General features: G+C 62.2%; 17 protein-coding genes. 7 read left to right on the top strand and 10 right to left on the bottom strand.

Annotated features, from left to right (window positions below):
* The 3 genes from H163_RS0108060 to H163_RS0108070 all read right to left on the bottom strand — a co-directional run bounded on the left by H163_RS0108060 (position 1) and on the right by H163_RS0108070 (position 2,368).
* Entirely contained in the window at positions 1 to 780 is a 780-nt protein-coding gene (locus H163_RS0108060) for an ABC transporter ATP-binding protein (protein WP_019964060.1), read from the bottom strand.
* 5 nt (positions 781 to 785) lie between these two features.
* Positions 786 to 1,760 (bottom strand): ABC transporter substrate-binding protein, encoded by a 975-nt coding sequence (locus tag H163_RS0108065; RefSeq protein WP_051105347.1) that lies wholly within the window; start codon positions 1,758 to 1,760, stop codon positions 786 to 788.
* 128 nt (positions 1,761 to 1,888) lie between these two features.
* Positions 1,889 to 2,368: a nucleoside deaminase gene (locus H163_RS0108070; protein ID WP_019964062.1), complete on the bottom strand. Its 480-nt coding sequence runs from the start codon at positions 2,366 to 2,368 to the stop codon at positions 1,889 to 1,891.
* A 127-nt stretch (positions 2,369 to 2,495) separates the two neighbouring features.
* On the opposite strand from H163_RS0108070, the gene H163_RS0108075 reads away from it, so the two are divergent.
* Complete coding sequence (locus H163_RS0108075) at positions 2,496 to 3,398, top strand: LysR family transcriptional regulator (protein ID WP_019964063.1); 903 nt, start codon at positions 2,496 to 2,498, stop codon at positions 3,396 to 3,398.
* Positions 3,399 to 3,522: 124 nt separating this feature from the next.
* Here H163_RS0108075 and H163_RS0108080 read toward each other — a convergent pair whose 3' ends face one another.
* Positions 3,523 to 4,470 (bottom strand): polysaccharide deacetylase family protein, encoded by a 948-nt coding sequence (locus H163_RS0108080; RefSeq protein ID WP_160118268.1) that lies wholly within the window; start codon positions 4,468 to 4,470, stop codon positions 3,523 to 3,525.
* A 247-nt stretch (positions 4,471 to 4,717) separates the two neighbouring features.
* Between H163_RS0108080 and H163_RS0108085 the strand changes: the two genes are divergently transcribed.
* Positions 4,718 to 6,037, top strand: coding sequence for an NAD(P)/FAD-dependent oxidoreductase (locus H163_RS0108085; protein ID WP_019964065.1), 1,320 nt, complete (start codon positions 4,718 to 4,720; stop codon positions 6,035 to 6,037).
* Between the two features lie 3 nt (positions 6,038 to 6,040).
* Positions 6,041 to 7,372, top strand: coding sequence for an NAD(P)/FAD-dependent oxidoreductase (locus H163_RS0108090; protein WP_019964066.1), 1,332 nt, complete (start codon positions 6,041 to 6,043; stop codon positions 7,370 to 7,372).
* A gap of 191 nt (positions 7,373 to 7,563) precedes the next feature.
* Here the strand turns inward: H163_RS0108090 and H163_RS24345 are convergent, their stop codons facing one another.
* Entirely contained in the window at positions 7,564 to 8,298 is a 735-nt protein-coding gene (locus H163_RS24345) for a hypothetical protein (RefSeq protein ID WP_147290436.1), read from the bottom strand.
* A 929-nt stretch (positions 8,299 to 9,227) separates the two neighbouring features.
* Between H163_RS24345 and ettA the strand changes: the two genes are divergently transcribed.
* The 3 genes from ettA to H163_RS0108105 all read left to right on the top strand — a co-directional run bounded on the left by ettA (position 9,228) and on the right by H163_RS0108105 (position 12,757).
* Complete coding sequence (ettA, locus tag H163_RS0108095) at positions 9,228 to 10,877, top strand: energy-dependent translational throttle protein EttA (protein ID WP_019964067.1); 1,650 nt, start codon at positions 9,228 to 9,230, stop codon at positions 10,875 to 10,877.
* 283 nt (positions 10,878 to 11,160) lie between these two features.
* On the top strand, positions 11,161 to 11,445 hold the full coding sequence (locus tag H163_RS0108100) for a helix-turn-helix domain-containing protein (protein WP_040678356.1): 285 nt from the start codon (positions 11,161 to 11,163) through the stop codon (positions 11,443 to 11,445).
* Positions 11,435 to 12,757, top strand: a complete 1,323-nt coding sequence (locus tag H163_RS0108105) for a type II toxin-antitoxin system HipA family toxin (protein ID WP_026355609.1) — start codon at positions 11,435 to 11,437, stop codon at positions 12,755 to 12,757. Before H163_RS0108100 ends, H163_RS0108105 begins: the two co-directional genes overlap by 11 nt.
* A 66-nt stretch (positions 12,758 to 12,823) precedes the next feature.
* On the opposite strand, the gene H163_RS22465 is transcribed toward H163_RS0108105, so the two are convergent.
* The 3 genes from H163_RS22465 to H163_RS0108120 form a co-directional block, all read right to left on the bottom strand.
* The gene (locus H163_RS22465; protein WP_147290435.1) at positions 12,824 to 13,618 is read right to left on the bottom strand and encodes a hypothetical protein; all 795 of its coding nucleotides are present in this window, start codon (positions 13,616 to 13,618) and stop codon (positions 12,824 to 12,826) included.
* A 94-nt stretch (positions 13,619 to 13,712) separates the two neighbouring features.
* Positions 13,713 to 15,995: a mechanosensitive ion channel family protein gene (locus H163_RS22470; protein WP_019964071.1), complete on the bottom strand. Its 2,283-nt coding sequence runs from the start codon at positions 15,993 to 15,995 to the stop codon at positions 13,713 to 13,715.
* A 132-nt stretch (positions 15,996 to 16,127) separates the two neighbouring features.
* On the bottom strand, positions 16,128 to 17,582 hold the full coding sequence (locus H163_RS0108120) for a beta-1,3-glucanase family protein (RefSeq protein WP_019964072.1): 1,455 nt from the start codon (positions 17,580 to 17,582) through the stop codon (positions 16,128 to 16,130).
* Between the two features lie 181 nt (positions 17,583 to 17,763).
* Here H163_RS0108120 and H163_RS0108125 point away from each other — a divergent pair, with 181 nt between their 5' ends.
* Positions 17,764 to 18,402, top strand: coding sequence for an MOSC domain-containing protein (locus H163_RS0108125; protein WP_019964073.1), 639 nt, complete (start codon positions 17,764 to 17,766; stop codon positions 18,400 to 18,402).
* A 15-nt stretch (positions 18,403 to 18,417) separates the two neighbouring features.
* Here H163_RS0108125 and H163_RS0108130 read toward each other — a convergent pair whose 3' ends face one another.
* A complete protein-coding gene (locus H163_RS0108130) occupies positions 18,418 to 19,671 on the bottom strand; it encodes an alpha/beta hydrolase family protein (protein WP_019964074.1) in 1,254 nt (417 codons plus the stop codon).
* Positions 19,672 to 19,888: 217 nt separating this feature from the next.
* Positions 19,889 to 21,565, bottom strand: a complete 1,677-nt coding sequence (locus H163_RS0108135) for a methyl-accepting chemotaxis protein (protein WP_019964075.1) — start codon at positions 21,563 to 21,565, stop codon at positions 19,889 to 19,891.
* Between the last annotated feature and the right edge of the window lie 169 nt (positions 21,566 to 21,734).

Below are 21,734 nucleotides of genomic sequence, written 5' to 3' on the forward strand. Positions count from 1 at the left end.
TCAGGCGGCCTCCCGGTGGATCAGCAAGTTGCGCAGATGGGCCATGTAGTCATGCATCTCCGCTGTCCTGAGCGCGTTCTCGTCTCTCGGGCGGCCCATGGGCACGGGCAGATCCGCGATGATGCGGCCGGGGCGGCGGCTCATCACGACCACCCTGTCGGCCAGAAGCACGGCTTCGGGGATGGAATGGGTGATGAAGAGCACCGTCTTCGGGCTCGCCTGCCAGAGGCGCAGCAACTCGTAGCCCATGGCGTCACGCGTCAGGGCATCGAGGGCCGAGAACGGCTCGTCCATCAGCAGGATGTCCGGATTGAGAAACAGGGCGCGGGCGATACCCACCCTCTGCTGCATGCCGCCGGACAGTTCGCCCGGCAGGCGCTTTTCAAACCCTTCCAGCCCTACGGCGGCAATGATGCGCCGTGCCTGCTCGCGGTCCTGCGCATCCACCCGGCCGCGCATGTGCCGGGCGGGAAAGACCACGTTGTCCTCGACATTCGCCCAGGGCAGCAGTGTTGCGTTCTGGAAGACGATGCCGATGTCTTCACGCGGGCCGGTTACTTCCAGCCCGAAAACCGACACGTGTCCGCTTGCAGGCTTCATCAGACCGGCCGTGAGCCGCAGCAGCGTGGACTTGCCGCAGCCTGAGGGGCCAAGAACGGCCACGAACTCATGCTGGTCGATCCTGAGGTTGACATCCTCAAGCGCAACCAGAGGGCCGGAGCCGGTCAGAAAGGTCTGACCGGCCCGCTCGAAGCAGATGGCATCCTTGACGAGGGCCACAGGCGTTACTCCGGCAGGAAGGAGCGGTCTACGACGGTTTCCGGATCAAGGGACGCTGGGTCGAGCCCCTGCGCTTCGGCCACCCGGCTCCAGGTTGCGGCCAGCCTGTCCTTGTCGAAGGTGCCCAGGCCGTATTTCTCCGTGATGCTGTTGAAGGCAAGCTTGGAGGCATCGAGCCAGGAGCCCTTGACGTCCTCAGCCGTCAGTTCCGGCACTACGGCTGCAACGGCTTCTGCCGCCTTGTCCGGGTTGTCATGGGCAAAGATCAGCGACTTCTGGAAGGCTGCCAGGAACCGCTTCGCCACATCGGGCCGTTCGGCAAGGAAGGTATCGGAGGCCACGAGTGAGGCGGAGTAGAGTTCAAGCCCGGCATCGGCCCAGGGCAGAATGACAAGCTCCTTGCCCGCTTCCTTCGCCTGTCCGGTGTAGCGCGACACATCCGTCAGCCAGGCGATGATGGCATCGGCCTGTCCGGTCATCAGCAGCGGGCCAAGGGCGCCGGGGTCGGCCTTGGTCAGGGTGATATCATCTTCCGACATGCCGTTTTCCTTCAGCACCAGCGGCAGGAACACGTTGGAAGAGGTGAAGGGCGAAGTGGCGACCGATTTGCCTTTTACATCCATGATCGAGGTGATGCCGGAGCCTTGCAGCGTGTAGAAGGCATGGGGGCCGGTGTTGAACACATTCATCACCGCCGTCACTGGCACCTTTTCCGTGGCCCGTGCGGCCATCAGGGCTTCGATGCCGGCGCTGCCGATGTCGGAAGTGCCGGTCGCCAGCTTGGTGATGGCTTCGGACGAGCCGCGTCCCGGCTCAAGGGTGACTTCCAGGCCTGCGTCCTTGCAGAAGCCTTCATGGATGCAGACGTAGATGGGGGCCTTGTCGCCGCCCGGCAGCCAGTCCAGCTGATAGGTCACCTTGTCGAGCGCCAGTGCCGCGCCGGACAGGCTGATGCCGGCGAGGAAGGTGCCTGTCAGCATGGCGGAGGCCTTAAGGCCGCGGGCGATGGAAAGGCGGGAAAGTCCTGTCTTGCGCTGTGTCATCGTTCCGTCCTTTGTTGCGCCCAGGGAGGCTGGCGCGTCTTGCCTTTTCACCGGTAGGTCTCGTGTCACCAGAAGCCCTTGTGGGCCTCGGCGATTTCGTCTTCGAGTTCTGGAAAGGGCCCTTCCACCTTCACCTGCCTTTGCCCGGCGGCCAGAACCTGCCGGCAGGGCAGGGACATGGTGAGGTTCTCGGGGTTGCTGCCGGTCAGTTCGCCAAGGCGGGCCTCCGGCATGCCATAGACAAGCCGTCCGATACCTGCCCAGTAGACGCTGCCTGCGCACATGCTGCAGGGCTCGACCGAGGTGTACAGCGTACAGGTTGCCAGAAATTCCGGTTCATAGGCGCGGGCGGCAGCACGGGCGACATTCAGCTCCGCATGGCCGGTTCCCCGGTCCTCCAGATAGGTGTTGCCGCTCGTCAGCAGCACCGAACCATCAGCCGAGGCCAGCAGCGCGCCAAAGGGATGATTGCCTGCCTCGCGCGCCTCGCTGGCGATCCTGATCGTTTCCCGGAGCAGGAGAAGGTCATCGTCAGCCACTGTCATCCGCCTTGCCATCCGTGCTTTCCTTGATGATGGAGGAAGCGTAGCGGCTTGACCGGCGTTAAAAAAAGAACAAAGAATTTTGCATCGTGGAACAAAAAACTTTCCACGCGTCCCTCAGGCAGGCGCCATGTCCGCATTCTCGCGTGAAATCAGATCCTTCATCGTGGTGTCCCAGTCGGATTCCATCCGCGCGGCTGCCGAGCGGCTGAATATTTCTGCGCCCGCGCTGGGCCGGCAGATGCTGATCCTTGAACGCAGCTATGGCGCGCCGCTGCTGGTGCGCAGCACGAGCGGGGTTGCGCTCACGGCCGCAGGCGAGGAACTGCGCAATCAGGCACTGCGCTGGATGGAAGCGGACACCAAGTTCAGTCAGCACCTTCAGCAGTCGAAGCGGGCGATGGATCTGCGCCTGCGCATGGGGGTGATGGAGGGGCTGGTGCCAACACTCGTGCATCCGCTGATGGACCGTCTGGAGGCGATCTTCGGCGCGGTCGAGCTGGAACTGACGGTCGGCACCACGCGGGACATCATAGACAGAGCCGAGGCGCTGGATCTGGATCTGATCGTCGCCTTCAACATGCCCCGGCTGTCCCGCCTCGCCGTGGTGCAGAGCGAGGAATATCATCTGGGCGTCGCCTATGCCCCCGGTTCCGGCCCGGCAGGGGAGGGGCCGGTTTCCCTGTCCGAGGCGCTGCAATGGCCGCTGTGCCTGCCCAGTGCCGCGCTGTCCATGCATACCCGGCTCTTGGCCGAAATCCTGAGCGTGCGCGTCAATCCGCGTGTCAGGTTCAACAGCAATTCCATCGGAGCATTGCTGAACATGCTCCGGCGCGGCAAAGGGATCGGCTTTCTCACCTGGATCGACGTCTGCGCCGATGTCGAAGCCGGCAACCTTGTCTTCCGCCCGCTTGCCAGCCGAAGGCTGACCGAAACCCTCAGCGTCACCATCTGCCGTGGCAACAGCCTTGGCGATGCGACCGGTCCCGTGCTCGCCGAAATCAGCAGTTTGCTGGCCGGGTTGGGGAAGTGATGCCCATCAGCTCCGATGAGCTGGACACATCGGGAGCAGGCCAAGCCTGTACGGCGTCTGAACTGCTTCAAGGCGTGATGCATCAGCACTGGAAGCCTTGGCATGACTGACTGTGTGCTGAACCTCAGCGCGGAAAGTCGTTGGTGTCAAACCTGGGCAGCAGCAGAGGGTCATGACGGCCAATTTCCGCCGTACTGACTTCTGTTGTCAGGCCCAGTGTGCAATTACGGCTTCTGAGGACGTCGAGCAGGCCTTCGTTCCAGCCGCCATAGGGGTAGCACATCACCCAATGGTCATCGACTGGTGAGCCTATGCGGCGCAGAAATGCGAGGCTGCGGTCCACTTCAGCCTCCTGGGTCTCGCGCGGAACGTGGTTGAGCCAGTGATGCGAAGCCCCGTGCGAGCCGAAATACATGCCGCAACTCTGCATCAAACGGGCCTGCTGTTCGCTCATGTAGAGTTCGCCCGCGAAGGCCTTTTCATCCACCGATACGAAATGGGAGAACAGATCGGCGGCAATCCTGTGGCGAAGCGCCTCGGGCAGGGCGGTTTGCAGCATCCGCTTGATGTAGATCGTCTCGGCATCATCGAACCGGCTTGAATGGGCCCATTGCGCGCGGTAGGCCTCGACAGTTTCCAGCTTCCATTCGGCTTGCGCCTCTCGCAGGGCTGCATCCAGTTGCGCCGATATCACTGCCGGATCCCCGCCCTGTGCGGCATTTGCTGCGAGAATGAAATGGATCCGGTTCACATCCAGCAGTTTTCCGTGACAGACCGGATCGACAGGCGCGAAGAACGCGCCTTCCAGCTTGCGTTCGTAAAGCTCGGGAAAGACCAGCGCGTAATGCTCTGCGTAGGCATCGTCAAAAGTCAGGAGCGCCGCATCAGCCGGCAAGCTGCTTTCGCCGCGCTGAGCCGCGACTACATCGCGCACCCGGACGATGGTGTGGCGTGATTGAAGATAGTCCAGCTGACGCCGGAATCCTGCCAGATCCAGCCCTTTTATCCCTGGATAACGGGTCCGCGTGAAATCGCGGATGTAATGGTACATGACAATCGTGAGTGGCTGCACATGAGGCATCATCAAATGGCCTTGTCAAAAGGACTGCTCCATCTGTGCGCGAGTCCGTAAGGATAGACAAGAGCCGGGCAATCGCGAGGCTGGATTTCCAAATGGGGTTTGCTGCTCCGGTCCCCGTTACACTTTTTCTTCCCCCATGCCGTAATGGCAAGCTTCACAAGGGCTTCGGCCTGTCTTACGGTTGCGTGGCACCTTCGAGGGCAGGAGGGGTGCGGATGTGCCAACCGGGGTCTTCAGTTTGCCGCAGCTTGATCTTCTGACCGCCAATGACCGTCCGGGGCATCACCCCTCGTCCTGGTATGCCGCAACCGCGAGCCGGCGGAGTGATCATCCGGTGCTGCAAGGCGCCGTTCAGGCCGATGTGGTGGTGATTGGCGCAGGCTTTACCGGGCTTTCGGCGGCGCTGTCGCTGGCGCAGTCCGGCCATTCGGTGGTGGTGCTGGAGGCCAACCGCATCGGCTGGGGCGCTTCGGGGCGCAATGGCGGGCAGGTGGGCTCGGGCCAGCGGCTCGATCAGATCACGCTGGAGGACATGCTCGGCAAGTCCGATGCCCGGCTGCTGTGGGATCTGGCCGAAGAATCCAAGGCCGTGGTGCAGGACCTGATCCGCGACCATGCGATTGACTGCGACTACCGGCCGGGCATCCTCTATGTGGATCACCGCCCTGACATTGCCCGTGACCACGCGGACTATGCCCGGCATCTGGAACAGGTCTACGGCTATGAGGGCAACGAGGTGCTGGGGCGCGATGCGGTGCGCCAGCGGCTGGCGAGCCCGCTCTATCACGGCGGCATCCTTGATCGCGGCGCAGGGCACCTGCATCCGCTGAATTTTGCGCTGGGCATCGGCGCGGCGGCGGTGGCCGCCGGGGCGCAGATCTTCGAGCGCACCCGGGTGACCGGTTACACGGCCAGCCCGTCCCGCGTTGTGGTGAAGACGGATGCGGGCGAGGTGACGGCCAGCCACATGGTGCTCGCCTGCAACGGCTATCTCGGCCGGCTGGAGCCCAAGGTGTCGGCCCGTGTCATGCCGATCAACAATTACATCATCGCCACGGAGCCGCTGGGGGCGGAGCGGGCGCAATCGCTGATCCGGGACGGTGTTGCGGTGGCGGACAGCAAGTTCGTCATCAATTATTTCCGCATGAGCGGCGATCACCGGCTGCTGTTCGGCGGCGGCGAGAATTACGGCTACCGCTTTCCCTCGGACATTGCCGCCTTCGTGCGCAAGCCCATGGCCAAGGTGTTCCCGCAGCTGGCGGACATCGGCATCGACTATGGCTGGGGCGGCACGCTGGCCATTACGCCCAAGCGGATGCCCTTCTTCGCAAGGCTTTCACCCAACGTGATCACCGCCTCGGGCTATTCCGGCCACGGGGTGGCGATGGCCTGCCTCGCGGGGCGGCTGATCGGCGAGGCCATCAGCGGGCAGACCGGGCGTTTCGAGGTGTTCGAGCGGATCAAGGTGCCATCGTTCCCTGGCGGCTCGCGCTTCCGCTTCCCGCTGCTGGTGCTGGCGATGACCTGGTTCTCCCTGCGCGACCGGCTGGGGTTCTGAACCATGCAGACAGACGGCGGCGGACCCACCGGCAGTTACTGGGAAGACAGCGCTGCCGGTGCCGCCCCGTATGACCATGCAGATCCGGAGCTGGAGGAGGCGCTGGCGGTGGATGTGGCCGTCATCGGTGCGGGCTTTACTGGCCTCAACGCCGCCTTGCGGGCGCAGGCGCTGGGCGCTTCCACCGTGGTGCTGGACCGGCACCATGTGGGCTTTGGCGCCTCGGGGCGCAACGGCGGATTCTGTTGCCTTGGCGGCTCAAAGCTCTCTCCCGAAGACATGGTTCAACGCTATGGCGCAAGGGAGGCCGAGCGCTTCTCCCACATGCAGCGCGAGGCGATTGATCATGTTGCCGCGCTTCTGGACACCCATTCCATTCATGCGGACCGTTCCGGCAGCGGCGAGGTGGTGCTGGCGCACAAGCGCTCTGCCCTGAAGGGGCTGGAAGAGGAAGGTGCCTTCGTCAATGCCCGCTTCGGCCTCGGCACGCAGATGCTGGATGAAACGGCACTGGAGGCGAGGGGGCTGAGGGCGGCGGGCACATATGGCGGGCTGTTCTATCCTCACGGCTTCGGCCTTCATCCGCTGAAATATGTGCGCGGCCTTGCAAGGGCGCTGCGGGAGGCTGGGCAACCGATCTTTGCCCGCTCGCCGGTGACGCATATCCGGCCGGAGCTGGGCCGCTGGCGGCTGGATACGCTGAAGGGCACCGTCCATGCCCGCCGCGTGATCCTTGCCAGCAATGGCTATACGGATGAAAGCCTGCTGCCCTGGCTGGAAGGGCGTCTGCTGCCGGTGCTGTCCAATGTCATGGTCACCCGGCCGCTGACGGGCGTAGAGATGGTGACACAGGGCTGGACCAGCCCGGTGATGGCCTCCGATGCCCGCACGCTGCTGCATTACTTCCGCCTGCTGCCGGACGGGCGGATGCTGTTCGGCATGCGCGGCGGCATTTTCGGCACGGCTGGGGAAGAAGCGCGGCTGCGCCTTGCCATCCGTGAGGGCTTCGACCGGCTGTTCCCGGCGCTTGCCCATGTGGAGGCGACGCATCACTGGTCCGGGCGGGTGTGCCTGGCGCTGGATCTCAATCCCTATATCGGCCCCATACCGGCGTGGCCCGGCGTCTTTGCAGCGCTTGCCTATCACGGCAACGGGGTGGCCATGGGCTCCTATGCCGGGGCGATGGCGGCGGAACTGGCGCTGGAGGCCCGCTCCCCCTGGCAGCTGCCGCTGCCGGTTCACACCCCCTTGCGCCGTTTCCCGCTGCCCGCCCTGCGCCGCCACTACCTGCAGATGGCCTACTGGTGGTACGGGCTGAAGGACCGCTGGGGGTGAGGGGCTGAAAGGCTGTGCCCGGCCTGCTTCCTGTGGGTTGGCTGGCGTGCGCGGCGCAAACCGCGGCCATCCCCGCTTCAAACACCGCCCGGAATCCGGATATCCTTGGTTGTGGATTTATGGGGGCAGGCATGAAGGATGGTGGTTTTGGGGCGGGCTGGCATGCCGGGTCGGCGCTGATTTATTTTCGATTATGGTGATTCTTTTTTAGACGTCTTGCTCATCAATTCATTCAGCTGCCGAGTTATTTCTTCTTTTTCTGAGTCAATTTCCTCCTCCGAAGCGCTTAGACTTGCCTCAATTGAAGAGGCGCCAGAGCCGATACTTATCATTAGATCGTTCGTTAATAAACTGTTTTCAGACTTGGAATTTAGAGCGTTTTCGAGATCTGCTCTCGCTTTGTTGGTTTCTCGTATCGTTTTTGCAGCTTTCGAAATTGTGGCTGCTGCTTTGGAGTAACTTATTGTTGCTGCATAAAAATCTAGGATGTCTGGGTCTGGTCTGTATGCTTCTTCAGCATATTGATTGTTAATAAAATAATTTATTTGAGGGATATCTGTAGTGAATTCTGAAGATGATTTCCTTTGAATTCTGATAAGATTTTGATTCCATTCTCTAAATAACATAATTTTAAGTGAAATTGCCTCAAACTTAGATATTTCTTTCTTGCAATCATTGATGTGTGGTATCAATGAGACGTCGTAATTTGCTTGGATCTGCTCTTGAACTCCTGAATAGGCCTTGTTTGCGGCCCAGATGGCTGCCGCAACCGCTATGATGCCTGTAATGAGCGTTTCCCACTGCCGTACGCACTCGATCAATTTTGGTCCCGCCTCGCTGTGAATGAGCAGAACCAGGGCGAGGCCAGCCGTCATGGCGACGCAATAGGCGATTGCGAAGTGGGAGTTATTGTCCGAATCTTTCATGCCAGTTGTGCCCCTCGTTTAAGACACGCCAGCCTGAATGCTTTCTGTTGTCAACACGCATTGGGGGCATTCCCTCAGTCCCCCATCCCCCCTGCGTCACCCCGGACGAAGCGGAGCGGAGATCCGGGGGCTACTCGCTTGCAGAGCGGTGAGGACGGGCCCCAGCGTGAAGGCTTGCGCAGGTCATGCTGCCTCGCCGCCTCCCACAATCGCGCTTCTTTGCAAACGAGTGGACCCCGGCGCGAAGGCCGGGGTGACGGCCGAGGGTGCCGCAAGGCCTTGCGTTCCTGACAGGTCCCCGCTCAAGGCGGGGACGGCGCGGAGTTGGTGGATGGCTCTTCACCTCCGCCATCCCCTCCGCGTCGCCCCGGACGAAGCGGAGCGGAGATCCGGGGGCTACTCGCTTGCAGAGCGGTGAGGGCAGGCCCCAGCGTGAAGGCTTGCGCGGGTCATGGGGCCTAAATGCCTTCCGCAATCGCGCTGCTCTGCAAACGAGTGGACCCCGGCGCGAGGGCCGGGGTGACGGCTGAGGGGGCGGCATGGCCTTGCGTTCCTGACAGGTCCCCGCTCAAGGCGGGGACAGCGCGGAGGTAGTGGATGCGTCTTGGCTGCCGCCATTTCCTCCGCCTGTGCATCCCCTCCGTACCGTCCCGGCCTTGTGCCGGGACCTGTTAGGGTTTGCCTGCTTGTGACCTTGCGAGCGTGATCAGATGCCCTGTCGCGCTGTGGTGCTCTCCGGATTTTCGGAGGTTCCGTGGCGTCCGGGAGAACTCCGGCTCGCGTTTCGCGCCGCGGGCTTGATTGCCTGCCCCATCGGGTTCACCAACCGCCATTGCCCCGGCCCGCTGCATGGCGTAAAAGGGCGGCCAGTTTCGATCAATTGTCGATCAGATTCCCGGCACAATTCCAAAACGGAGATGCGAGGCCCCATGGCGCGCCAGTTCATCTATCACATGCATGGCCTCAACAAGGCCTATAACGGCAAGAAGGTGCTCGACAACATTCACCTGTCGTTCTACCCGGATGCCAAGATCGGTATTCTCGGCCCCAACGGTGCCGGTAAGTCGACCCTGCTCAAGATCATGGCCGGGATCGACAAGGAGTATACCGGTGAGGCCTGGGCGGCGGAAGGTGCCAAGGTCGGCTATCTGCCGCAGGAGCCCAAGCTCGACGAGGGCAAGACCGTTCTGGAAAACGTGCTCGAAGGTGTCGCCCACAAGCAGGCGATCGTCGACCGTTACAACGAGCTGATGATGAACTACTCGGACGAGACCGCCGAGGAAGGCTCGAAGTTGCAGGACGTCATCGACGCGGAAGACCTGTGGAACCTTGAGAGCAAGGTCGAGATGGCGATGGAAGCCCTGCGCTGCCCGCCCTCCGACAGCCCGGTGGACAACCTCTCGGGCGGTGAGCGCCGCCGCGTGGCGCTGTGCAAGCTGCTGCTGAGCGAGCCGGACCTGCTGCTGCTGGACGAACCGACCAACCATCTGGACGCCGAAACCGTCCACTGGCTGGAGCGGCACCTGCGCGAGTTCAAGGGCTCCGTCCTGATCATCACCCACGACCGCTACTTCCTCGACAACGTGACGGGCTGGATCCTGGAGCTGGACCGCGGCCAGGGCATCCCCTACGAGGGCAACTACTCCGCCTATCTGGAGAAGAAGACCAAGCGCATGGAGCAGGAAGGCCGCGAGAACATGGCCCGCTCCAAGGCCATTGCCCGTGAGCGCGAGTGGATGGGCATGTCGCCGAAGGGCCGCCAGACCAAGTCCAAGGCGCGTATCCGCGCTTATGAGGATCTGGTGGCGGCACAGGAAGGCCGTATGCCGACCATCGAGCAGATCCTCATTCCGGTGGGCGAGCGCCTTGGCGCCAACGTCATCGAGGTGAAGAACGTCTCCAAGGGCTTCGGCGACCGCCTGCTCATCGAAGACCTGTCGTTCAAGCTGCCGCGCGGCGGCATCGTCGGCATCATCGGTCCGAACGGTGCGGGCAAGACCACCCTGTTCAAGATGCTCACCGGCCAGGAAACCCCGGACAGCGGCGAGGTCATCATCGGCGAGACGGTGCATCTGGGCTATGTGGACCAGTCGCGCGACAAGCTGGACCCGAACAAGACCGTGTGGGAAGAAATCTCCGACGGCAACGAGATCATTTATCTCGATGGCAAGGAAATCAACTCCCGCGCCTATTGCTCGTCCTTCAACTTCAAGGGCCCGGCCCAGCAGGCCAAGGTGGGCGACCTCTCCGGCGGCCAGCGCAACCGCGTGCATCTCGCCAAGGTGCTGAAGAAGGGCGCCAACGTGCTGCTGCTTGACGAGCCGACCAACGACCTCGACACCGAGACGCTGGCCGCCCTCGAAGACGCGCTGGAAAACTACGCCGGTTGCGCCGTGGTCATCTCGCACGACCGCATGTTCCTCGACCGCCTCGCCACCCACATGCTCGCCTTTGAAGGCAACAGCCATGTGGAATGGTTCGAGGGCAACTTCGAGGACTACGAGAAGGACAAGGTCCGCCGCCTCGGCGCCCATGCCGCCGACCCGAGCCGCATCAAGTACAAGCCGCTGACGCGCTGATATCTCTGCGTTTCAAACTGCGGTTTTGCAAAAAGAAAGACCCCGGGCCGATGGTCCGGGGATTTTTGTTTTGGGGCGTTGAGTGTGAAACGTGTCCAAAATTATGGACGTGAGAAGCTCTTGCGGCCAGAATTTTGGACGTGGCTTGATGTAGCTCGAAAGATCGGGCAGAGTGTCCATAATTATGAACGCAAAGCCCTTTGTGTTCATTCAAATGAACAAACAGGCGATCTCCATGCCGCGCCAGAGAAGCTATTCAAGGGGTACGCGCCAGGCGCTTGCGATGCTGGGCAAGCTGATCCGTGCCGGGCGCATCGAGCGTGGCATGACGGCGCGGGAGCTGGCGGAACGGGCCGGTATCAGCCGCACGACGCTTTCCAGCATCGAAAAGGGCGCAGCGGGCCCCGAGATAGGCATTGTCTTTGAAGTTGCAGCTCTCGCCGGGGTGCGCTTGTTTGACCCTGATGAGCGTAGTCTGCAGATGGAAAATGCCCGTCTTGACGAGAAGCTGACCCTTCTGCCCAAGAGTGTCCGGCCCAAGGTGAAGGAGCCCGATGATGACTTCTAGGGCAGCAGCGGGCCAAGCCTTTGTCTGGATCTGGCTGCGGGGAGCAACGGAGCCGGTGGTGGCCGGCCGTGTCGATCAGGACGGCGGGCGTCTGTTCTTTACCTATGGCGCCAGCTACCGTGCCCGCAAGAATGCCATTGCCATTTACGAACCGGAGTTGCCGCTTCGGGAAGGGGTGATTGCGCCTGCGGCCGGTCTGCAAATGGCCAGCTGCATTCGCGATGGTTCACCCGATGCCTGGGGCCGCAGGGTTATCATCAACAGGCTGACAGGCATGAAGCCTGACGCGGACGGGGTGCCTGAACTCGGAGAGCTGACCTTCCTTCTTCAGTCAGGATCAGACCGGATTGGTGCTCTGGACTTTCAGGCATCGGCCACGGAGTTTGTTCCAAGGCTTTCTGCCGGGGCTTCGCTCGATGAGCTGATGGAGGCGGCAGTCCTCGTTGAAAAAGGCCGGCCACTGCCTCCTGCGCTTGATCAGGCGCTCCGGCATGGCACGTCGATCGGCGGGGCACGGCCCAAGGCGATGATTGATGACGGGGCGCAGAAGTTCATCGCCAAATTTTCAGCCAGCAATGACACCTACAGCGTGGTGAAAGGCGAATTCATTGCGATGACCCTCGCAAGCGCCTGCGGCCTTAATGCTGCTCCGGTTTCGCTGGCCCGCGCCGCACACAAGGACGTGCTGCTGATCGAACGCTTTGACAGGACTTTCACGAAGGATGGCTGGACGAGACATGCCATGGTCTCGGCTCTGACGATGCTGGGCCTTGATGAGATGATGGCCCGCTATGCGTCCTATGAAGACCTTGCCGAACTGATCCGTCATCGCTTTACAGATCCAAAAGCCACGCTTCGGGAACTCTACGGGCGGATGTGCTTCAATGTGCTGTGCGGCAACACGGACGATCACGCCCGCAATCATGCGGCCTTCTGGGATGGCCGGATGCTGACCCTGACACCGGCCTATGACATTTGCCCGCAGGGGCGCACGGGCAACGAAGCCTCGCAGGCCATGCTGATCAAGGGCGATTCCCGCTCCAGCACGCTGGCCACAGTGCTTGCTGCCGCACCGGATTACCACCTAAGGGAAGCGGAGGCGGTGGCGCTGATCGAACATCAGATCAAGACCATGGCGGCGCGGTGGCATGAGGTCTGCTGCGCAGCAGATCTCAGCCCGGTTGATCGCAAGCTGTTTGCCGGGCGCCAGTTTCTCAACAGCTATGCGCTGGACGGGCTTGAGGGGCACAAGGCCTTGCGGGAGGAGTTCCTGGCCGCAAGGAATGCGCTGCTCGCAAGCGGGCGTTCGTGAAAGCCATCTGATGATCCCCGGGCCGATGGTCCGGGGATTTTTTGTTTGTGTGCCTTAAGGCTCGCTTCAGTTGCCGCTGCTGATGTGCAGGTCCAGCTTGTTGGCAGCGGACCAGACGTTCGGGGAAATGTCGCAGCTGAGGCCCTTCAGATCGCTGAAGTTCATCCCGACCTGATAGTCGCCCTCGACTATGGGGCAACTGCAACTGGTCAGGCCATTCTCGTCCGTCTTGCAAGGGGCTGTCATGCAGCCGGCATAGAGCCCCGAGCAGGACTCGCCGTCTCCCGTCAGCGGATGCTGCGTGGCGTGGGCGAGGCTGAAGGTGGAGACCATGTCCACATCCGGATTGTCCGGGTACAGCGTCGGCTTGGTGCCGTCCGCGATGCTGCCCAGATAGCCGCAGACAGGGGCAGTCTGACAGAAGCCGGCCTTGATGCCTGACATGCAGGTTTTCAGGTTGTCGCCATTCAGGCAGTTTTCCCCGGTTTCGCCGCAGGCCGCGACCGTCTCTTCATGCACCTTCGGATTGAGGATCGAGGTGATCAGCACGAAGTTGTATTGCGGTGTCCCCTTGGCCTCTTCCGTTACGGCGTAGCAGGTGCAGGTGGAGTTGCCCTTTCGGTCTCCCGGCGTCGTGCAGGGCAGGGCCGGGACGCTCTGGGAGGGATCACTGGGGGTAGGCGCATCCGGTCCGGAGTAGAAGCACATGGCATAGGGGTTGCCGGTACAGGCCAGGAATTGGGAGTTCGTGAACCAGCTGTCCGATCTTGGCGGCAGATCCTGCGCCAGAAGCGGGTTCGCCGCCGTCAAGATCATCAGCATTGCAAGCCAGAGTATGCCAGTCAGTCGCAGAGGTTTCATGTGGGCCTCCCATCCAAGGTGGAGGTTCATGGTACGCTAAGTTTGTACTCTCAATAAGGGTGAAAATTGCGAGCGCTCGCGGATTAATTTGACTTCAGGTTGCCTTTTCCTCTTCCATGCCAGCTTGTGCCGCGATCAGCCCTGCATGCGCGCCGGCGGCGGCAGTGGCGGTCTGGGCCGGGGTGGGATTGGGCAGGAGGTTTCCGCTCGCATCGGCGACGCGGACGGTGACTTCCCGGTGGGCGAAACGGATGCCGTTTTTCTCGAACAGGTCCTGCAGCCCGGCATAGACCACCTTGCGCAGCTCGAATTGTTTGCCGGGTTTTGACATGAACTTCACCCGCGCAATCATGGCGCTGTCTTCCATGGAGAGGATGCCCTGCGATTTCAGCGGATCAAGGAACATCGGCCCGTAATAGGGATCATCCAGCAGTTCCTGGCCGAATTTCTTGATGATCTTGCGCATCTTCTCGGTGTCCGTGTCATAGGTGACGCGGAAGGCAAGCTTCATGATGGCCCAGTCGCGCGAGTAGTTCTGCACGTGCTTGATCTCGCCGAAGGGCACAGTCGTCAGCGCGCCGCGATGGTGGCGCAGTTGCATGGAGCGGATGGAGATCTTCTCCACCGTGCCCTTGGCGCTGCCGATGTCGATGTACTCGCCTTTGCGGAAGGCGTCGTCGATGAGATAGAAGGCGCCGGAGAAGATGTCCCGGATCAGCGTCTGCGCGCCAAAGCCGATGGCAAGGCCGACGACACCGGCACCGGCAAAGAGCGGGGCAATGTCGATGCCGATCTGCGAGAGGATCAACATGCCGGAAATCACCACGATGGTGATCAGCAGGAAATTGCGGAAGATCGGCAGGAGGGTGGAGAGGCGGCTGTCGCCGGTGCCGCCAATCTCGATCTCTCCCGCCTCATGGGCATTGCCGCCAAGGCGTTGCATGTCGCGCCGCACGGCTTGGGCCACGGCAATCTCCACCGCCTGATAGGCCATGTAGCCGAGGAAGCCGACGATGGCGACTTCCACCAGATTGCCTAGGATGGAGTTTTGATCATGGATCGATATGCCCCAGACCTTGAGCAGCAGCCAGGCGGAAAAGACGAGGGTGAGGATGGCCGCGCCATGGTCGAAAAGCGCGCGGTAGGGTGCGCGGGCGGCCTCTGCCTCCAGTGCTTCGGCTTCGGCCTGCGAGGCATTGGCGGTGGTGTCGGGTGCTTCTCCGGCGGCTGTCTCGGCGCGGGCAAGGTCATCCATCAGCACGGCCTTGGCCCTGCGCGTGTCGAGGCGCGGCAGCAGCCGGTCGATCAGCAGCATCAGCACCGCTTGCAGCAGCAGCGCCGCCACCAGCACCAGCACAGGCGCGCTGACAAGGCCGGAGGCAAAAGGCCTGTCGAGGAGGATGCGGAAGCTGGCCGTGCCGAAGGCAAAGAGAAAATACAGGATCGCTGCCACGTGCCAGATGGTAGCGATGAAGTGGAGGGCAGGGTGCACCGTGCTTTCGTCTTCTGCGCCCCCCATGATGGCATTGGCGACGCTCTTGCGCCAGACAATGGCAATGGTGGATAGAATGCAGGTCGACAGGGCGGCGGAAAAGACAAGCGCCACCTTGTGCGCGCTGGCCTCCAGCCCGAGGGCGCGCATCCAGATGGAGAGCGAGATGACGATGGCCGACAGGCCGAGCCCGGTGACCAGCGCCGTATTGAGCCTTGCTGCGGATTGATCGTCAAAGGCCAGCATGCGGCAGGAGGGCGTGTCCGGCGCAATGATGTTGAACAGCACCAGCCGGATCAGGCTCCAGGCGGAGAAGCCCAGAATGCCGGTCTGCACGGTCATCCGGGAGGCATGCAGATCCTCATGCAGCAGCACGGCGACCAGCCAGGCGGTGATCAGGAAGACGGCCAGTTCCAGCAGCATCACCGTGCCGCGCCCGAGCAGGAAGGCGACCTTGCCCGCACGGGTTTCGGGTGCCGGGGGAAAGCGGTGCAGATAGACCGCCTCTGCCCAGCGGCGGAACAGGGCCTGCACGGCTGTGCCCGCAACCAGCGCGGCCGCGAGCACGGCAAGGGCGGACCACAGCCAGTCCAGCGAGCCATCCGGCGACATGGCGCGGAGCGTTGCCGCCATTTTCTCTGGCAGGGTGGGCAGTTCTGCGGCCAGTTGCTGCAGCGCGCCGCGCAGCTGGAAGCTCTCCTGCATCGCGTCGGTCATGGCCATGGCAGCGGCGTTGCTGCCTGTTGACGTGTCTTGCGCCGAGGCTGGGTCATAAGCTGCGGCACCAGTGAGGGCGGCGGCCAGCGTCAGGCCGGGGATCATGCCGCAGATACGGCGCGCAGCTGCTGTCAAACCCTGCCCGATTGTGCCTGCAAACGCCATCATTCCACGCCCCTAAGTCCCCACAGGCTGCCTCAGCATGCCGTTGGGGAGTCATGGTAATGCCAGAGTGTTTACGTCTGCTGTCTTTTTGACGGCCTGCCGCAGCACAGGGCAATTGCGGCGGCAGGCGCTGTCTCAACTCGTGGGTTGGGCAGGAGCTGTGGCGCCCGGCACCCATTGCAGGTTCGCAGGCCAGCTGTAGACAGTCTGTCCTTCGTTCCAGCTGCCGGTGGCGTTCAGGCAGTTTCCTGCGGAGATCTGGCCGTTCTTCACCCAGATGTAAGCGCCGGGGCCGGCGCCGGTAAACTGCATCTGAGTCCAGTCTGACAGATCCGGCAAGTAGCCGCCGAAGGCGCCGCCCGGGCTTCCGTCCGTGTTGGGCGATGCCTCATAGACCCAGTTTCCGATGCGTATCGGTCCCAGTGCGCCACTGCCTGCACCGATGCCGAATTGATAGGTGCCGGTCGAGGGCTGGTTGCTGCCTCCGCCCGGATTGTCCGTGTAGCCATAGGCCATGCTGTCGGCGAGGATGGAGACCGTCACCGGCTGGGCCGGATCTGCCTGGATGAGCACCTTCAGATTGCTGTCTGCGTAGGGAAAACCGTAGGAATTGGTGCCGTTGTGGATCGCCTGCGCATAGAGGTTGCCATTCCCGCCGGCGAAAGGCGTCTGGCCCGGAAACTGGCTGGAGTTGTTGGGCCCGGCGGCGGTGAAATAGCCCTCGTTGAAGCCGATCATCAGGTTGCGGAACACCGAGTTGCTGATGATCTGGGAGGCTGGCTGGCCCGATGGATCATTCGTTGAGGTACGGTTCTGCGGCACGACGCGGCCGTTGAATATGACCGTGCCACCATCGCAGCGGTAAATGATCGAGCTGCTGAGATTGATCGCCGTCAACTCGAATGTGTCACCCTGGTCACCCTTCAGGGAGAGGATCACGCCCGTTTTCGGATCGGCTGTCTGGAAGTTGCCGGTAAAGGTCTCGGGAGACCCGCCGGGCGGGGTGTCGGAAACGATGGTGACGGGGGCTTTTGCCTGCACGAGACTCATCACGTAGGGCGTCATGTCGGGATATGCTGACGGCATGATGGTGGGCCCGATCACCAGCTGCTGGCCTGAAAAGGTTGTCACCACTGCCCCCTGACCTGACTTGGTCAGCACCGAATTCTTCATGGTGTTGAGAAGGGTGGGGGTCATCGGGCTCTTGTAGCCGAGCGAAAAGCTGCTTCCCCCTGCTTCCGTGCCCGAGATGCTGAGCGGCAGGCCGAGCAGATCCACATTCGACATGTTGATCCAGAGGTTGTCTACCGCCGTCAGGCAGCTGAACTCGATCCATCCGTAATAGATGCCACCGGTCGGGGTGGGCGGATTGGGAAACTGCCCAAGCCCCGCATAAAGCCTGCCGGAATTGATGGTGGTGAAGCTGATGGCGGCGTTCGTGATCTGCGACAGCGGCGTGACCGTGCCAAGCGTAATGCCGCTGAGCCCGGTCACGTCTTTGCCGGTCAGCAGGATATAGATGTCCTCGTCTGCGGCCGTTGGCGCACCGCGCAGGTTGACGAGATTCATTGTGATGCTGCTGGTGCTCATTCGGATCTCCTTGGAGAGGCCATTCCTCTTCCGGCAGGACGCAGGGCGGCCGTGATTGTGCGCCTTCGGCGTGCAATTTGCGTGATACTCCCTTCAAGCCAATTCATTGGCCGCTCCTACCTGCATGCGCTAAGTATCCCAGCCTTGGGCAAGGTCAGGAAAAGCCGGGAGGCAAGGCGTCATGGATGTGGAAACGGGTGAGGCAGGGCAGGCGGCGCTTGAGGACAGGCTGGCGCGGCTGCAACGGGTGCCCGCGCGCAAGATTTCCGGCAAAGTGGCGGACGTGCTGCGGACGGGGAAGAAGTCAGACTTCGCCACGGTCCCCTGCGCGGCGCTGGATCTTGGCTTCGACGGTATCGAGGGCGACCGGCATGGCGGACGCACCCGGCGGTCGGGCGGGCGCGAGCCCTGGTATCCGCGCGGCACGGTGATGGTGAACGAGCGTCAGCTCTCCATCCTGTCGGTGGAGGAACTGGCACTGATTGCCTCGCGGATGGAACTGGATGCGCTGCCCGCCGGCTGGATCGGCGGCAATGTGGTGACGCAAGGCATCCCCAGCCTCAGCCTGCTGCCGCCGCGCACGCGGCTCGTGTTTGAGAGTGGGGCCGTGCTGCGTGTGGATGGCTACAATTCACCCTGCCGGGCTGCTGGCCGGAAAATCGCGGAGCACGTGCCGGAGCGCGAAGGGCTCGATCTGCTGTTCCCGAAGACCGCGCAATATCTGCGCGGCCTTGTCGCTTTCGTCGAACTGCCGGGGCGCATCCTGCCGGGCGATGCCATTACAGCGCATCTGCCGGAGCACTGGATCTACCCGGGCTGAAGAGGGCAGAAGGGGTCACTTCCCCTTCTCCAGATGCTCGAAGCGCAGGCCGATGGCACTGCCTTGCGGGAAGCCTTCCCAGTAGGTGTGGTCCGCGTTGGGCTTGCCATCCGCATTCATCGACCAGACCCCATCCTCGGCATAGGGCAGGAGCTTGAGGTACTTGCCCTCGTCCGTCTTGCTCTTGAGGTTGATGCTGAGGAAGGCCGTGGTGAAGTGCTGGAGGATGTTGTTCATCCGCACGCTGTCCCACACCGGATCGGCATAATGCTGGAACGGCGGGAAGCCGATGGCCTCGCTGTAGGCGTAGCTTTCGGCTGGCGCGGGCATGGGGGCGGCTGCGTTGTGTCCGGCGTTGACGAAGGTCAGTAGATAGCGGTCGGTGCCCTTGGCCTCTTGCCAGATCTTGCGGATGCCGTCGCTGTAGCCGGAAATCTCGTCCTGATTGCCACCCACGATCAGCGCCGGAACGCGCAGGCCCGCAAGACCGTCCGCATTCATGGCATTGGATTTGCGCGCCCAGGGCCCGACAGACACGATGGCCTTGAGGCGCGGATCGACCAGCGCTTCATGGCTCTCGCTTCCGGCGAGATGGCGCTCAAGGAACGCGCCCTTGCCATCAGCCCATGAAGCCTCGCGGGCAAAATCGGCAAGGCCTGCACCGCCCGAAATCAGCGTGCCGTAACCGCCCATGGAATAGCCGATGAGGCCGGTCCGCTCTGTGGACAGAAGCCCCTCCAGCGGGCCGCCCGGCGTCTTGCCCTGCTCTTCCATGGCGTTGAGCACGAACATCTGGTCCAGCGGCCGGTTGACCAGTGTCGAGATGAAAGCGGCCCTGTTGTCATAGGTGGATTCGGTGTGGTCGATCGAGGCGACGACATAGCCCTTGCTGGCAAGGTTCTCCGCCAGCGGGCTCATCAGGAAGCGGTTGCCCGGATAGCCGTGGGAGATGATGACCAGAGGGTAGGGGGCGCCGCTTCTGTCAGGCTCGGCAGCGCGTGATGAACGGCCATTGAGCTCGATCATCGTGCTGCCGTCCCGCATCATCGCCTCGAGCGGCACGGGCTTCGCGCCGGCGGCGGCCGGATAGAACACCTCGACCGTCAGAGGCCTGTCATAGAGGACAGGCTCCTTGCCAGGCTCCGATTTCAGCACATCGATCTGGCCCGGATTGGTCAGTTCAACCGTGGTCACACCGACCCCATAGCTTCCATAGGCCGCAAGCACGGGCGCATCGGGGCGGATGGTGTCTATTCTGTTGTCGGCCATTGCAGTTCCAGGGGGGACAGCGAGGGAGAGAAGCAGCGGGGCCACTGCCAGCAAGTGCCTGATTTTCATGATGACCTCGAAGGAAATGCAAGCGTGAAAGTGTTCCGGATGCAACTTGTGCAGGGATAGTGCGGCCTCAATGTGCCCGTCCTGTGGCAATGAAAAGGCCGGGCCAAGGAGGCCCGGCCTTTTCAGCCAGAACAGTTGTTCCTGCCCGTCAGGCGGCGCGGACACCGCTGAGGAAGCTTTCCACCTCGGTGCGAAGCGCCAGCGCGTCGCGCGTCACCGCTGCTGCGGCCTGTTCCACACTGTTGGCAGCGCCGCGGGTTTCGCTGGCCGCGTGGGAGACTTCGAGGATGTTGTCCGTCACATCCTGCGTGCCGCGCGAGGCCTGCTCGACGTTGCGGGCGATTTCGCTGGTGGCAGCACCCTGTTCCTCGACGGATGCCGAGATGGCGGCCGCAATGTGGTTCATCTCTTCCACCGTCTTGCCGATGGATTGCACCGCGTCCACGGCCACCCGCGTTTCCGACTGGATGGCCGAAATCTGCGTGGTGATTTCCTCGGTTGCCTTGGAGGTCTGCGAGGCCAGTTCCTTCACCTCGGCGGCCACGACCGCGAAGCCCCGGCCTGCTTCACCGGCTCGCGCCGCCTCGATGGTGGCGTTGAGGGCAAGGAGGTTGGTCTGCTCGGCGATGGCGCGGATGAGGTCGACCACTTCGCCGATCTTGTTGGCGGCGTTGGCAAGGCCCTGGATCTGGCCGTCCGTGCGCCGGGCTTCATCCACCGCCTGCATGGCAATCTGCGACGAACGGGAAACCTGGGACGCAATCTCGGAGATGGAAGAACTCAGCTCTTCCGTGGCGGAGGCAACCGTCTGCACATTGGCAGCAGCCTGCTGGGCAGCCGAGGCAACGGCGGTCGAGCTGGAGTTGGTGCCTTCGGCAATGCGGGCCATGTTGCGGGCGCTGCCCTCCATGCCGGAGGCGGACTGGGTGACCGCCTGCAACAGAGCCGCGGCACTTGCATCGAAGCTGCGGGTCAGCTCCTCGATATGCAGGGCACGCGCCTCGCGCTGGCTCTGTTCGGCCGCCTGCGACTGAGCCAGATCACGGGCGCGGATCATGGTGTCACGGAAGATTTCCGTGGCCTCCGCCATATGGCCGATCTCGTCCTTGCGGCCGGTGCCGGGGATGGTGACGGTCATGTTGCCGTCGGCCAGCTGACGCGTCACGCTGGTGATGGCCTCCAGCGGGCGGGTGATGCTGTTGGAGAGCACGAATGTGCCTGCGGCAATCGCAAGGATCAGCGGCACCATCCACATCAGCATCGTGAAGAGTTCCGAATAGAAGGCAGCGCTGATGTCGTCGATGTAGAGCGCGGATGTGATGGCCCACTGCCACGGGTCATAATTCATGGTGTAGGCAAGCTTGGGAGCTGCCACCGTCTCATTCAGGCGCGGAAACAGGAACTCGGAGAAGCCGCCGCCCTTGCGCCCTGCTTCGATCTCGCCCTGAACAAAGAGATTGCCCGCAGGGTCCTTGGAGTTCCAAAGGTTCTTGCCTTCGACGGCTGCGCTCGGATGCGCCAGAATGAGGCCCTGATTGGCTGGGCTCGCATCAATGGCGAGGAAATAGTCATTGCCGTTGAAGCGCATGGTGCGCAGCACGGCCTTTGCGTTGGCCTGGGCCGTCTCAAGCGGCACACCGGCTGCCTTGGCTTCCTCGGCAATGGCCTTCACGACGCTCTGTGCCGTCTCCACCTGTGAGCGGATCAGATCGCGCCGGTCTTCGAGCATGGTGCTGCGCAGTGAAAAAATCTGTATTAGCCCGGTCAGCAAAACGGCACTGAGTGCCATCAGCGACAAAACGAGCATCTTCTGCTTGATCGTCATTCTTTCGCCCCTCGCGTGAAAGTGTTTCGGATCAAAACATCAGAATCTTTACGTGAAATTAATTGGACGAATTTCCGGTTGTTCGAATTTTGTCTGTAAAATTTGAAAAATACGCAGGGTAATTTTTGAATTCGGCGTGCCATATGAAGTATTTGATTTGGTGAGAAAG

This window comes from Pannonibacter phragmitetus DSM 14782, assembly GCF_000382365.1.
Classification (GTDB): domain Bacteria; phylum Pseudomonadota; class Alphaproteobacteria; order Rhizobiales; family Stappiaceae; genus Pannonibacter; species Pannonibacter phragmitetus.